Source organism: Rhodococcus sp. C26F, from assembly GCF_053345925.1.
The window spans coordinates 190,712-203,938 of the sequence record NZ_JBKFBA010000003.1; the positions used below are offsets into that span (position 1 = coordinate 190,712).

The following is a 13,227-nucleotide window of genomic DNA, read 5'->3' on the forward strand; positions in this document are numbered from 1 at the left end:
CCTGCCGCCGAGCGTCACAGCGGAATGTTTCCATGCTTCTTCGGCGGGAGCGAAACCATCTTCCGCTCGAGCAGGCGCAGCGCGGAGACGATCTGACCGCGCGTGTGCGACGGCGGGATCACCGCGTCGACGTAACCGCGCTCGGCGGCGACGTACGGGTTCACCAGGGTGTCCTCGTACTCGTTCTGCAGCTCGAGGCGCAGCGCGTCGACGTCCTGACCGTTCTTGGCGGCCTCGAGCAGGCGCTTGCGGTAGACGAAGCCGACGGCGCCGGAGGCACCCATGACGGCGATCTGCGCGGTGGGCCATGCGAGGTTGACGTCGGCACCCATGTGCTTGGAACCCATGACGTCGTACGCGCCGCCGTAGGCCTTGCGGGTGATGACCGTGATCTTGCCGACGGTCGCCTCGCCGTAGGCGTAGAGCAGCTTGGCGCCGCGGCGGATGATGCCGTTGTACTCCTGCTCGGTGCCGGGCAGGAAGCCGGGAACGTCGACGAGCGTGATGATCGGCACGTTGAACGCGTCGCAGGTGCGGACGAAGCGCGCGGCCTTCTCGGACGCGTCGATGTCGAGGCAGCCGGCGAACTGCGTGGGCTGGTTGGCGACGATGCCGACGCTGCGGCCGTCGACGCGCCCGAAGCCGACGATGATGTTCTTCGCGCGCTCGGCCTGGACCTCGAGGAACTCGTCGTCGTCGAGCAGGCGACGGATGACCTCGTGCATGTCGTACGGCTGGTTCGGCGAATCCGGGATGAGCGTGTCGAGCTCGATGTCCTCGGCGGTGAGGGAGTCCTCGATCGCACCCTCGATCGGGTCGCTCGGCGCGAGGCGCGGTGCAGCGGCCTGGTTGTTGCTCGGCAGGTAGGACAGCAGGTCCTTGACGTAGTCCAGGGCGTCCTGCTCGCCGTCGGCGACGTAGTGCGCGACACCCGACTTGACCATGTGGGTGTGGGCGCCGCCGAGGTCCTCCATCGTGACGTCCTCGCCGGTGACGGTCTTGATGACGTCGGGGCCGGTGACGAACATCTGGCTGGTCTGGTCGACCATCACGACGAAGTCGGTGAGAGCGGGGGAGTAGACGTGACCACCGGCCGCGGGGCCCATGATCAGCGAGATCTGCGGGATGACACCGGAGGCCTGCACGTTGCGGTGGAAGATCTCACCGTAGAGGCCGAGGGAGACGACACCCTCCTGGATGCGCGCGCCGGCGCCTTCGTTGATGCCGATCAGCGGACGGCCGGTCTTGAGGGCCAGGTCCATGACCTTGACGATCTTCTCGCCGTAGACCTCGCCGAGGCTGCCGCCGAAGACGGTGGCGTCCTGCGAGAAGACGCAGACGTCGCGGCCGTCGATCGTGCCGTAGCCGGTGACGACGCCGTCGCCGAGCGGACGGTTGTCGGCCAGGCCGAAGTTGGTGCTGCGGTGGCGAGCGAGGGCGTCGAGCTCGACGAACGATCCTTCGTCGAGGAGCGCCTGGATGCGCTCGCGAGCGGTCAGCTTGCCCTTGGCGTGAACCTTCTCGACTGCGGCCTCACCGACCGGGACCTTGGCCTGTGCTTGACGGTTGCGCAGGTCGGCCAGCTTGCCGGCGGTGGTGTGGATATCGGGCGTACTCGCCGCCTCGGGCGCGGACGGCTCCTGGACAGTGGTCATGGCCAGTCAGCTTAGCGATCGTCATACAAGGCCGCTGCATCGAGGTCCCGAAGGCCGGACCACCGCTCCGGACCTACCGGCGGGTAGGTAGCGAAGGCCCACTTTAGGCTGTGTACATGGCATCCGACCTGCCCACGACCGATCTCCTCGCCCTCCGCACACCGCTCGACGAGGCGGCGTTGCGCGATGCCCTCGTCGGCGTCGAGCGCGAAGGTTTCTACACACGTCTCGACGTCGTCGCCGACACGGCCTCGACGAACGCGGATCTGCTCGCCGTCGCCGCGACCGGCGACGACCGTCGCGTGCTGCTCGCCGAGTTCCAGCACGGCGGCCGCGGTCGCCACTCGCGCACCTGGAACGGTGTGCCCGGCGCGCAGGTCATCGTGTCGGTCCTGCTGCGGCTGCCCGAGTGCCCGCTGCAGAACCTCGGCTGGCTCCCGCTGTTGTGCGGCATCGCCGCCGTCGACGCCGTGCGATCCGTGACCGGCGTTGCGGCACAACTGAAGTGGCCCAACGACGTCCTTGTCGACGGACGCAAGCTCGCCGGGATCCTCGTGGAGGTCGCGGCCACCTCGCCGGTGCCCACGGTCGTCGCGGGCATCGGCATCAACGCCACCCTCGGACGCGACGAACTGCCCGTCCCCACCGCCACCTCGCTGCTGCTCGAGGACGCCACCGAACTCGATCGCACGCCGCTCGCGCAGGCGCTGCTCGCCGGCTTCGGCGAGCGGATCCGGGCGTGGGCCCGCGCGGGATGGGACACCACCGAACTCGCCGCGGCCTACCGCGAACGATGCAGCACGGTCGGGCAGCGCGTCCGTGCGATCCTGCCCGGCGACACCGAACTGCACGGCGTCGCGACCGACGTCGACGACCAGGGCCGGATCGTGATCCGCCCCGACGGCGGGGGAGAGTCCGTGGCGGTCGCTGCGGGCGACATCACACATCTGCGACCGGTCTGAGCACCCTGCGACCGCTCGCATCGGTACAAGACCGACATATGCCATCGTGGGCGGTATGGGATACCCGGAGGACGCCCTCGCACCCGAGGAAGAGTTGCTGCTGCACCGGCATCCGCACTGGAAGTCTCTCGTACTGCCGACGGCCACCTTCCTCGTGTCGACGATGGTCGCCGGTTTCCTGCTGGGACTCGTCCAGGCCCGGCTCGACGGTGCCGCCGCGACCTGGTGTGGCCTCGCCGTGGCCGCGGCGTGGATCGGCCTCGTCGGCTGGCGGTGCGTCCCTCCCTTCGTCGGGTGGCTCACCACGCACTTCATCGTCACCGACCGGCGCGTCCTCGTCCGCACCGGTGTGCTCACCCACACGGGTATCGACATCCCGATGGGCCGGATCAGCAACGTCCAGTTCCGGCACGGCCTCGTCGACCGGATGCTCCGGACCGGCACGCTCGTCGTGGTCTCCGCCGCCGACGATCCCATCGAGTTCGACGACATCCCCGACGTCCAGCAGGTGCACGCCCTGCTCTACCGGCAGGCCTTCGACGCGCAGGACCAGCGCCCCGACGACCGTCACACCACCCGCTACCGGCGCGACGAGCACGGGCACGAGCACCGCAAGGCGTGGTGACCGCGAGTCGCAGGTGCGCCGACGCGAGTCGCAGGTGCGCCGACACGACCCGCCGGTAATCCCGACAAAGCGAACCCCGATCCGTAGGCTGGCGTGGTGACTGCCGTTCTACTCGCCGAAGACGACGACGCAATCGCTGCACCGCTGTCCCGCGCGCTGGGACGCGAAGGGTACGACGTGACCGTCGAGGACAACGGTCCGGCCGCGCTCGAACAGGCACTGTCGGGCAGGTTCGAACTGCTCATCCTCGACCTCGGTCTACCCGGGATGGACGGACTCGAAGTGTGTCGCCAGATCCGGGCGAGCCGCTCCGATCTGGCCGTGCTCATGCTCACCGCCCGCACCGACGAGGTCGACTTCGTCGTCGGTCTCGATGCCGGCGCCGACGACTACGTCGGCAAACCGTTCCGTCTCGCCGAGCTCATGGCGCGTGTGCGCGCGCTGTTGCGCCGGCGCGGCGGCCCGGAGAACGACGACATCGTGGACGTCGCCGGGATCCGGCTCGAACGTGCCGCGCGCCGTGTCCTCGTGGACGGCTCCGAGGTGACGCTCGCCAACAAGGAGTACGAGCTCCTGCGTGTGCTGCTCGAGCACGCGGGACAGGTCGTCTCCCGCGACGCGATCCTCGAGGAGGTGTGGGGCGACGCCGACCTGCGCGGTTCGAAGACGCTCGACATGCACATGTCGTGGTTGCGCCGCAAGATCGGCGACGAGGGGCCGGCCGGGGAACGTCGCATCGCCACGGTGCGCGGTGTCGGTTTCCGGCTGAACACCGACTAGCGTCTCCGGCGTGCGCAGCCGCATCCTCAACGCCGTCCTGGCGACCGTGCTGCTCGTCGCGCTGTTGCTCGGCATTCCGCTGGCCTACACGGCGTTCCTGTTCGTCGAGGACACCGCCCGCCGCGACCTGCAGAACCGGCTCGAACGCATGGCCGACGAGATCATCGCCCAGGAGGGCACCGACGGATTCGTCGTCGGTGGTCTCGACACGAGTTCCCTGCGTCTGCTCGTCCCCACCGACGGGCGGGCCGTCGTGGTCTACCCGACACCCGAGAACGTCGCGGCGCGGCTGGACATCGGCACGCCGGTGCTCGGGGCGTCGATCGTCGAGTCGTTGTCGATGGGGACGTCCGGCTCGCTTCTCATCGAGGTGCCCTCGGAGAGCATGCGGACTCTGCAGCAGCAGGTGCTCGCCGCGGTGAGCCTGCTGGTGCTGCTGTCCGTCGCGGCCGGGGCGCTGGTCGCGGTGGCGACCGCCCGAAGACTCGCCGACCCGCTGCGCGACGTGGCGAACCGGGCGGCCCGTCTCGCCGAGGGCGACTTCCGCCCGGTGGCCCGGCGGCACGGTATCCCCGAACTCGATCGCGTCTCCGACGTGCTGGATTCGGCCGCCGTCGAGATTTCGCACCGCCTGCAGCGCGAGCACGCGCTCGTCGGCGACGTCTCGCACCAGCTCCGCTCCCGGATGACCGCGATCCGGCTGCGGCTCGACGAGCTGTCCACCCACGAGGATCCTGCCGTGGTGGAGGAGGCCGAGGCGGCCATGGCGCAGGTGGACCGGCTGACCACCGCGATCGACGGTCTCGTGCGCCAGTCCCGCGACAGCAGTGCCGACCAGCGCACCGACGTCTCGGTGGTCGGCGAACTCACCGGTGTCGTCGCCGACTGGCGCGGTCCCTACGAGGAGGCGGGACGGGAACTGGTGTTGCGCGGCGATCCGTCGTTGCGGGCGGCGGTGACCGGTTCGCGGTTGCGTGAGGCGGTGGCGGTGCTGGTCGACAACGCGCTCGTGCACGGAGGAGGCACGTGCACGGTCTCGGTGCGGCAGGTCGCGACCCGCGGCGACGTCACGGTGTGTGTCGAGGTGGCCGACGAGGGTGAGGGCGTCAGCGACGAGGTCGCGCCGTACGTCTTCGACCGCGGCTTCTCCGGCGGCGGGTCGACCGGGGTGGGACTGGCGCTCGCACGTGCCCTCGCGGAGGCCGACGGCGGTCGCCTCGAACTGCAGCGACGCCGGCCGGCACTGTTCGCGCTGTTCCTCGGCGCGCCCCGCGATCGGGACACCTATACGCCGACCGGCACGCGCGAACCCCGCTAGACCTTCTTCCCGTCAAGAGCGGTCGAGCTGCTCGCTGGGCTCGCCCAGGGGAGCGTCCGGGACCATCTCCTCCGGAAATACGAACTTCTTGAAGCAGTAGAAGCGGAAGATCATCTGCAGCAGGTTGCCGATGATGTACGCGCTGACGAAGTCGGCGATGTTCTCCGTCGCGAGGCTCACCTCGGGTACGCGCAGGTCGAAGACGTAACTCGAGATCCACAGCGGGATGAACGAGAGCACGACGCCGATACCGCTGACGAAGAAGAACAGGAACGCCTCGTGGGCGCGCTCGCGACCGCCGCGATTACGGAAGGACCATTCGCGGTTGAGGATGTACGAGCAGATCACCGCGACGACACCGGCGATGATCTTGGCGGTCACCGGCTTCTCGGACAGAACTGTGAGCTTGAGCGTGTAGAAGATCGCCGAGTCGATCACGAAGGTGGTGCCGCCGACGATGGCGAATTTGATCAATTCGCGATGCCGGAGCAACAGCCCCCGGAAAGGCTGGGGAACTCTGCTCAACGCTTCATCGACGATTGTCACTTGGAGAAGTGTACGAAACGAAGAGGTGAATTTCCGAAACCCGACCGCACATGTCGGCATTCCCACACCGCTGCGCGGGCCGGTGGGAGGTCCCTCGACGCTCGGCGGGGGAGCAGCGGAACGACGTCACGACATGCTGTGACACCATGGACAGCCGTGACAGGCAGACCTGAATCGTCCCCCAGATCCGATACGCCCCGCACCCTGACGACGGGCATGCCGGTCGTCACGATGATCGGTGGTGGACAGCTCGCGCGGATGACCCATCAGGCGGCGATCGCGCTCGGCCAGACGCTCCGCGTCCTCGCCGGGAGCGCCGACGAACCCGCCGCGCAGGTCAGCCCGAATGTGGTGCTCGGCAGCCATGACGACCTCGACGCCCTCCGCCGCGCCGCGACCGGCGCGCACGCGCTGACCTTCGACCACGAGGGTGTTCCGACCGAACATCTCGAGGTCCTGCAGCGCGAAGGCGTCGCGGTGCTGCCGCCCCCGCAGGCCCTGATCTACGCCCAGGACAAGATCGCGATGCGCAAGCGGCTCGGTGAGCTCGGCGCACCGATGCCGAAGTTCGCGGAGATCACCTCCGTCGAGGATGCCCGCGCCGCCCTCGACGCGCTCGGCGATCCGTACGTGCTCAAGGCCGCACGCGGTGGCTACGACGGCCGCGGCGTGTGGATTCTCGACGACCACGCCGAACTCGAGCGGGTCGTCGCCGACCAGCTCGCTGCCGGTGTCCCGCTCCTCGCCGAGGAGAAGGTCGAGTGGACGCGCGAGCTGTCGGCGATGGTCGCGCGGTCCCCGTTCGGCCAGGGCGCGTCGTGGCCGGTCGTCGAGACCGTCCAGCGCGACGGCCAGTGCGCCGTCGTCATCGCACCCGCCCCGAACCTGCCCGAGGACGTCGCCACCGCCGCCGAGCAGCTCGCGCTGCGCATCGCCGGTGAGCTCGGCGTCGTCGGTGTCATGGCGGTCGAGCTGTTCGAGACGCGCTCCGGTGAGCTGATCGTCAACGAACTGGCGATGCGTCCGCACAACTCCGGTCACTGGGGCATGGACGGTGCCCGCACCGGCCAGTTCGAACAGCACCTGCGCGCCGTGCTCGACTACCCGCTCGGCGACACGAGCCCGATCGCGCCGGTGACGGTGATGGCGAACGTGCTCGGCGCGCCCGAGGCGCCGGCGATGAGCATGGACGAGCGACTGCACCACCTGTTCGCCCGGATGCCCGACGTGCACGTGCACCTCTACGGCAAGGGTGAGCGCAAGGACCGCAAGATCGGCCACGTCAACGTGCTCGGCGCGCCGTCCGGGTCGATCGACGATCCCGAGTACGTCGCCGCCGTGCGCGAACGCGCGGAACGCGCGGCGCACTGGCTCTCGCACGCGGTGTGGACCGACGGTTGGAACGAACACACGGGAGAAAGCGGTGAGTGACGTGGCACAGGGTGCACAGGTCGGCCTGATCATGGGCAGCGACTCGGACTGGCCGACCATGCAGGCCGCGGCCGAGGCGCTGGTCGAGTTCGGGATCCGCTTCGAGGTGGGTGTCGTCTCGGCGCACCGCACGCCGCAGCGGATGCTCGACTACGCCAAGGACGCCGCCGGTCGCGGGATCAAGGTCATCATCGCGGGCGCCGGCGGCGCCGCCCACCTGCCCGGCATGGTCGCCTCGGCGACCCCGCTGCCGGTGATCGGTGTTCCGGTGCCGCTGAAGTACCTCGACGGTATGGACTCGCTCCTGTCGATCGTGCAGATGCCCGCCGGTGTCCCCGTCGCCACCGTCTCGATCGGCGGCGCCCGCAACGCGGGTCTGCTCGCCGCGCGCATCCTCGGTGCCTCCGATCCGGCGCTGCGCGAGCAGATGGAGAAGTTCCAGGCGGGTCTCGAGCAGATGGTGCTCGAGAAGGACGAGGCGCTGCGGCAGAAGCTGCTCGGCTGACGGAGCGTCGCCGTGCAGACGACCCCACTGCTCGAACGCTGGAACCGGTGGGCCCGCGGGCACACCGGAGTGATCGACGGGGCGTTGGCCGCGGTGCTCGCCCTGTTCGGGGTCGCCCTGCACGTGGCGGACGCGCGATCGGTGGCGGGTCTGTTCGTCACCCTCGCGCTCACGCTGCCGCTGGCCTGGCGCAGGACCCGCCCGGTGGTGGCGGGTTCGCTCGTCGCGCTCGCCGCCTACGCGCACCTGCTCGTCCTGCCGGAGGTCCTGCCGATCTCGGCGATCGCGGTGCCGATCGCGGTGTACGCGCTCGCCGCCTACGCTCCGCGGTGGGCCGCCAACACCGCGCTGCCCGTCGCGGTGGTGGGGGGCGCACTCGCCGGGGTGCGCTATTTCGGCTACGACGGCCGCACCGCGCTCGAAGCGTTCGTGACGGCCACCTTCGTCGCGGTCTTCCTCGCCGGTGTGTGGGCGTTCGGCCGGGTCCGCGGGTTGCGGTTGCGCGAGATGGATTCGCTCACCGAGCGCAACCGGTTGCTCGAACTCGAACGTCTCAAGGAGGCCGAACTGGCCGCCACCCAGGAGCGCACCCGCATCGCCCGGGAGATGCACGACATCGTCGCGCACTCGCTCACGGCGATCATCGCGCAGGCCGACGGTGGTCGCTACGCCGCCGCGACGAACCCGGAGGCGGCCGCGGGGGCGTTGACCACCATCGCCGAGACCGGGCGTCGCGCGTTGACCGACATGCGCGGGTTGCTGTCGGTGCTCCGTGAGGACACGCCGCGCGAATTCACCACCACACCAGGCGTCGGCGACGTGCCGGCGCTCGTCGAGCAGATGCGCACGAGCGGGCTCGAGGTCGAGTTCTCGGTCGACGGGCAGAGCCGCGAGGTGCCCGAGGGACTGGGGCTGTCGGTTTACCGGATCGTGCAGGAATCGCTCACCAACGTCCTCAAGCACGCGGGTCCCCGCGCCCGCACCCACGTCCGTCTCGACTGGCGGCCCGACACGCTCGTCGTCGAGATCGTCGACGACGGCAGGGGAGCGGCGGCGCTCGTCGAGGCCCGCCCGGGTGGGCAGGGGCTGACCGGTATCGAGGAGCGGGCCCGGCTGCACGGCGGTCGCGCGGCGGCCGGTCCGAGGGACGGTGGCGGCTACCGGGTCCGTGCCGAACTGCCCGCACCGGCGGTCTCCCCCTAGGGTGGCGTCCGTGACCGAACCCGCCCGCGACACCCGATCCGACACGACCATCCGTGTCGGGCTCGTCGACGACCAGCAGCTCGTGCGCGCCGGTTTCCGCATGGTGCTCGAATCGCAGCCGGACATCGAGGTCGTCGTCGAGGCGTCCGACGGCGAGGCCGCCGTCGCCGAACTCGAACGGGTCCGCGCCGACGTCGTGCTGATGGACGTGCAGATGCCGCGGGTCGACGGGATCTCGGCGACGCGGTCGTTGCTGCGCTCGGCCGACGCGCCGAAGGTCGTGGTGCTCACAACCTTCGACAACGACGACTACGTCGTCCAGGCGATCGCCGCCGGTGCGAGCGGCTTCCTGCTCAAGGACGCGCCGCCCGAGGACCTGCTGGCCGCGGTACGGACGGTGCACCGCGGTGACGCCGTGATGGCCCCGCGCGCGACCCGCTCACTGCTGCACCACGTCTCGCCGTTGCTCGACGGTGCGGAGCGGCGCGCGGTGCCGGTCGCGGTGCCCGAGGATCTGACCCCGCGCGAACTCGAGGTGCTCGTCGCGATGGCGCACGGCCTGACCAACGGGGAGATCGCCGAGCGGTTCGTGCTCTCCGAGACGACCGTCAAGACCCACGTGGGCCGGGTGCTGGCGAAGACGGGATCGCGCGACCGCGTGCAGGCGGTGCTGTTCGCCTTCCGCGCCGGTCTCGTGCATCCCGACGATCTGCTCGGCTCGGGGGAGTAGGACCGTGGTGCCATCCCGGAGACGACCGGTCCTCCCGGGGTAGGACACCGGGGCGGCGAAGATCGACTCGCGGGTCGATGTGCGTGCGCCGCATCGTTTCTAGCGTCGAAGCATGACTTCGATCAGCTCTTTCGTACCGGCATGTTCGGCCCGGGGGGTCGCCCGCGTCTACGGGCGCGGCGACGCCGAGGTGCGTGCCCTCGACGGGGTGTCCGTCGCCTTCGAGCGGGGACGCTTCACCGCGATCATGGGACCGTCCGGATCCGGCAAGTCGACGCTCATGCACGCCCTCGCCGGTCTCGACGGTGTCGATTCCGGGCGCGTGATCCTCCACGGTGACGGCCGCCGCGCCGACGTCGAGATCAGCACCGCCCCCGATGCGGTGCTCACCGAACTGCGCCGCGACCGCATCGGATTCGTCTTCCAAGCGTTCAATCTGCTGCCCGTGCTCACCGCCCGCGACAACATCCTGCTGCCGATGCGGCTGGCCGGCTCGCGCCCGACGCCCGAGTGGTTCGACGAGGTGACCGGCCGGCTCGGTCTGACCGACCGGCTCGACCACCTTCCCCACGAGATGTCCGGCGGTCAGCAGCAACGCGTCGCCGTCGCGCGGGCGCTCCTGCCGCAGCCCGACGTGATCTTCGCCGACGAACCCACCGGAAACCTCGACTCGCAGTCCGGCGGGGAGGTGCTCTCGATGCTCCGGTCGAGCGTGCGGGAGACCGGTCAGACCGTGGTGATGGTGACGCACGATCCGGTCGCGGCCTCCTACTCCGATCGGGTGGTGCTGCTCGCCGACGGCCGGCTCGCCGGTGAGATCGCGCAACCCACAGCGGATTCGGTGATCGATGCGATGCGCGACCTGCGCACCTCCCGAACGGTGGTGCCGGTCCGATGAGGCATCTCGTCCTGGCCCAGGCCCGCGCCCATCGGGGGCGGTACGCCGCGTCCGTGCTGGCGGTCTTCGTCGCGGTCGCGTTCGTCGTCACCACCCTCGTGCTCGGCGACACGGTGAGTGCGTCGGTCTCGAAATCCACGGCGGCCCGGTACGAGGGGGTCGCGGCCGTCGCTCTTCCCGCCGACTCCACCGTCGCACCCGACGAGGTGCTCACGCTGGTCGCCACGACACCGGGCGTCGAGGCGGCGGCGCTCGACGTCAGCGGTCCCGTCCGGCTGATCGGCGCCGACGGGTCGTCCTCGAACGGCACCGCGACGAGCATCGCACCCGAGGGCGCCCTGCGGTGGCAGCAGCTCGGGGACGGCCGCTGGCCGTCGAACCCGGGTGAGGTCGCCGTCGGCTCGTCGTCCGGCCGGGCGATCGGTGACGAGATCACCGTCGCCGGCCCGACGGGTTCCGTCCCCCCGACCACCGTGGAGGTCGTCGGTGTCGTCGATCTCGACGGATCACCGCTCGCCCTGAGCCCGGGATCGGTCTTCGGCGACGCCGCGCAGGTGCGGTCGTGGTCCGGGGACACGACGGACTGGGAGGTCCGTGCAGCCGGTGACGCCGACGCCGTGCGAGCGGCACTCGCGCCGGTGCCGGGCGTCGACGTCGTGCCGGGTGCCGATCGCGCCACGGCGGTCGCCGACGACTACGTCGGGGACGTCGCCCTGCTGCGCAACGTCCTGTTGTGCTTCGCGGCGATCTCGGTGGTCGTGGCCGGCCTGGTCATCGCCAACACCTTCTCCGTCCTGCTCGCCGCGCGCACCCGCGAACTGGCCCTGATGCGCTGCGTGGGTGTGACGTCCGCCCAGGTCCGCCGCAGTGTCCGCGGCGAGGCGTTCGTCGTCGGCCTCGTCGCGGCCGTCCTCGGCGTGCTCGGCGGGTCCGGACTCGCCGCGGCCGTGGTGGCCGTGGCGCGGGCCGTGGACGCCCCGATCCCGCTCACGTCGGTCTCGGTGACGACCACCACGGTGATCGCGGGTCTGATCGTGGGAACGGGCATGACGGTGGTCGCCGCGAACGGTGCCGCGCGGGCGGCGACCCGCGTGCGGGCGCTCGCGGCCCTGCAGCCCCTCGAGACCCGCCCCGAACCGGTGCGCGATTCGTGGGTGCGCCGCATCTGTGCCGCGCTGGCGATCGTCGGGGGCACGGCCCTGCTCGGTCTCGGGGTCGTCATGGCGAACGTGCTCGTCGCGTGCCCGGGTGGACTGCTGCTGTTCGTCGGTGTGGTGCTCGCCTCCCGCCGTCTCGTGCCCGCCGCGGTCGGTGCGGTGGGGGACGTGTTCGCCCGTGCCGGTGGTCCGCTCGCGGTGCTCGCCGCCGGCAACGCCCGGCGCAATCCGCGCCGCACCGCGTCGACGGCCACCGCGCTGTTCATCGGCGTGACGTTGACCTCGACCCTCGTCGTGGGGATCGGCACGCTCGAGGCCGGGGCGCCGGACGTGATCGACGAGCAGTTCCCCGTCGACATGGCCGTGACCGCGCCCGAACGTGACGGGCTCGCACCGGAGGTGACCGAGCGGCTGACGGCGGTCGACCGGGTGAGCAGCGGCGCCGAGCTCGCGACGGTCGACCTCACGATCGGCGGCACGGAGGCGTCGGTCCTCGGCGTCGATCCCGCGGCGATGGCCTCGACCGTCCGGACCGACGTGCGCCTGCCCGAGGCCGGGACGATCGTGCTCGAACGCTCCCTGGCGAGGTCGGTGGGCGTGGACGACGGAGCCGTCGTCACCGTCGGTGGCCCGGTGGGCACCCGCGAGCTGACCGTCGCCACGACCGAGCCGGGGATGCCCGACATGATCGAGTGGAGCGACCTGACCGCCGTCGCCGGCCCCGTCACGGCGGACACCGTGTGGCTGAAACTCGATCGGGGAATGTCGGACGAGGACCTCGTCGCCGTTTCCGACGACCTGTCTCGGGTCGCCGCGGCCGAGGTTCCGGGCAGCGAGGTGGTCGGTGCGGTACAGATGCGGCAGATGCTCGAGAAGATCCTCGACACGATGCTGCTGATCGTCGGCGGGCTGCTGTCCGTGGCCGTGGTGATCGCCCTGATCGGCGTGGGCAACACGATGGCGTTGTCCGTGCTCGAGCGGCGACGGGAGACCGCGATGCTGCGCTCGGTGGGTCTCTCGCGGGCCGGTGTGCGGAGTCTGCTCGTGCGGGAGGCGTCGATCATGGCCGGCGTGGCGTCGCTGCTCGGCGTGGTGCTCGGCCTGCTGCTCGGGGCGGCCGGCACGGCCTCGGTGATCGGCCCGGGCCACATCGCACTCGGTTCGGTGCCGTGGTGGCAGCTCGCGGCGATTGTCCTGGTGGGCGGTGTCGCGGGCGTCGTCGCCTCGCTCGTCCCCGCCCAGCGCGCGAGCCGGGTGTCGCCGGTCGCGGCGATGGCGGGGTGACGGTCGGTCCTCCGCCCGACGGTGCTCCCGGTCGACCGGAACGCGCTCGAGTCCTTCCACGGCTCGGGCGCGTTCGTCGTCGAATCGGCGGTTCGAGACGACCGGCCGAGAATCGGGCCGACGAAGTCGGCAG

Annotated in this window: 12 protein-coding genes; 10 read left to right on the forward strand and 2 right to left on the reverse strand. The window is 70.7% G+C overall.

Going from position 1 to position 13,227, the window contains the following annotated elements; all coding sequences use genetic code 11:
* Positions 1-14 precede the first annotated feature (14 nt).
* On the reverse strand, positions 15-1,655 hold the full coding sequence (locus tag ACLBYD_RS06100; RefSeq protein WP_019288520.1) for an acyl-CoA carboxylase subunit beta: 1,641 nt from the start codon (positions 1,653-1,655) through the stop codon (positions 15-17).
* 116 nt (positions 1,656-1,771) lie between these two features.
* On the opposite strand from ACLBYD_RS06100, the gene ACLBYD_RS06105 reads away from it, so the two are divergent.
* From ACLBYD_RS06105 to ACLBYD_RS06120, 4 genes are all read left to right on the forward strand, one after another.
* Entirely contained in the window at positions 1,772-2,617 is an 846-nt protein-coding gene (locus ACLBYD_RS06105; RefSeq protein WP_447815775.1) for a biotin--[acetyl-CoA-carboxylase] ligase, read from the forward strand.
* Between the two features lie 55 nt (positions 2,618-2,672).
* On the forward strand, positions 2,673-3,242 hold the full coding sequence (locus tag ACLBYD_RS06110; protein WP_252172957.1) for a PH domain-containing protein: 570 nt from the start codon (positions 2,673-2,675) through the stop codon (positions 3,240-3,242).
* 96 nt (positions 3,243-3,338) lie between these two features.
* Complete coding sequence (locus tag ACLBYD_RS06115) at positions 3,339-4,022, forward strand: response regulator transcription factor (protein WP_024101522.1); 684 nt, start codon at positions 3,339-3,341, stop codon at positions 4,020-4,022.
* A 10-nt stretch (positions 4,023-4,032) separates the two neighbouring features.
* Positions 4,033-5,340: a sensor histidine kinase gene (locus ACLBYD_RS06120; RefSeq protein WP_271036819.1), complete on the forward strand. Its 1,308-nt coding sequence runs from the start codon at positions 4,033-4,035 to the stop codon at positions 5,338-5,340.
* Positions 5,341-5,352: 12 nt separating this feature from the next.
* Here ACLBYD_RS06120 and ACLBYD_RS06125 read toward each other — a convergent pair whose 3' ends face one another.
* Positions 5,353-5,886, reverse strand: coding sequence for a GtrA family protein (locus tag ACLBYD_RS06125; protein ID WP_024101520.1), 534 nt, complete (start codon positions 5,884-5,886; stop codon positions 5,353-5,355).
* 156 nt (positions 5,887-6,042) lie between these two features.
* On the opposite strand from ACLBYD_RS06125, the gene ACLBYD_RS06130 reads away from it, so the two are divergent.
* From ACLBYD_RS06130 to ACLBYD_RS06155, 6 genes are all read left to right on the forward strand, one after another.
* Entirely contained in the window at positions 6,043-7,317 is a 1,275-nt protein-coding gene (locus tag ACLBYD_RS06130; protein WP_159417873.1) for a 5-(carboxyamino)imidazole ribonucleotide synthase, read from the forward strand.
* The gene (gene purE / locus ACLBYD_RS06135; RefSeq protein WP_019288515.1) at positions 7,310-7,822 is read left to right on the forward strand and encodes a 5-(carboxyamino)imidazole ribonucleotide mutase; all 513 of its coding nucleotides are present in this window, start codon (positions 7,310-7,312) and stop codon (positions 7,820-7,822) included. The genes ACLBYD_RS06130 and purE overlap by 8 nt, the downstream gene beginning before the upstream one ends.
* A 12-nt stretch (positions 7,823-7,834) precedes the next feature.
* Positions 7,835-9,025: a sensor histidine kinase gene (locus ACLBYD_RS06140; RefSeq protein WP_447815776.1), complete on the forward strand. Its 1,191-nt coding sequence runs from the start codon at positions 7,835-7,837 to the stop codon at positions 9,023-9,025.
* Between the two features lies 1 nt (position 9,026).
* Positions 9,027-9,755, forward strand: a complete 729-nt coding sequence (locus tag ACLBYD_RS06145; protein WP_447815777.1) for a response regulator — start codon at positions 9,027-9,029, stop codon at positions 9,753-9,755.
* A 112-nt stretch (positions 9,756-9,867) separates the two neighbouring features.
* Positions 9,868-10,653, forward strand: a complete 786-nt coding sequence (locus ACLBYD_RS06150; protein WP_447815778.1) for an ABC transporter ATP-binding protein — start codon at positions 9,868-9,870, stop codon at positions 10,651-10,653.
* Positions 10,650-13,094, forward strand: coding sequence for an FtsX-like permease family protein (locus tag ACLBYD_RS06155; RefSeq protein ID WP_447815779.1), 2,445 nt, complete (start codon positions 10,650-10,652; stop codon positions 13,092-13,094). Before ACLBYD_RS06150 ends, ACLBYD_RS06155 begins: the two co-directional genes overlap by 4 nt.
* Positions 13,095-13,227: the final 133 nt, after the last annotated feature.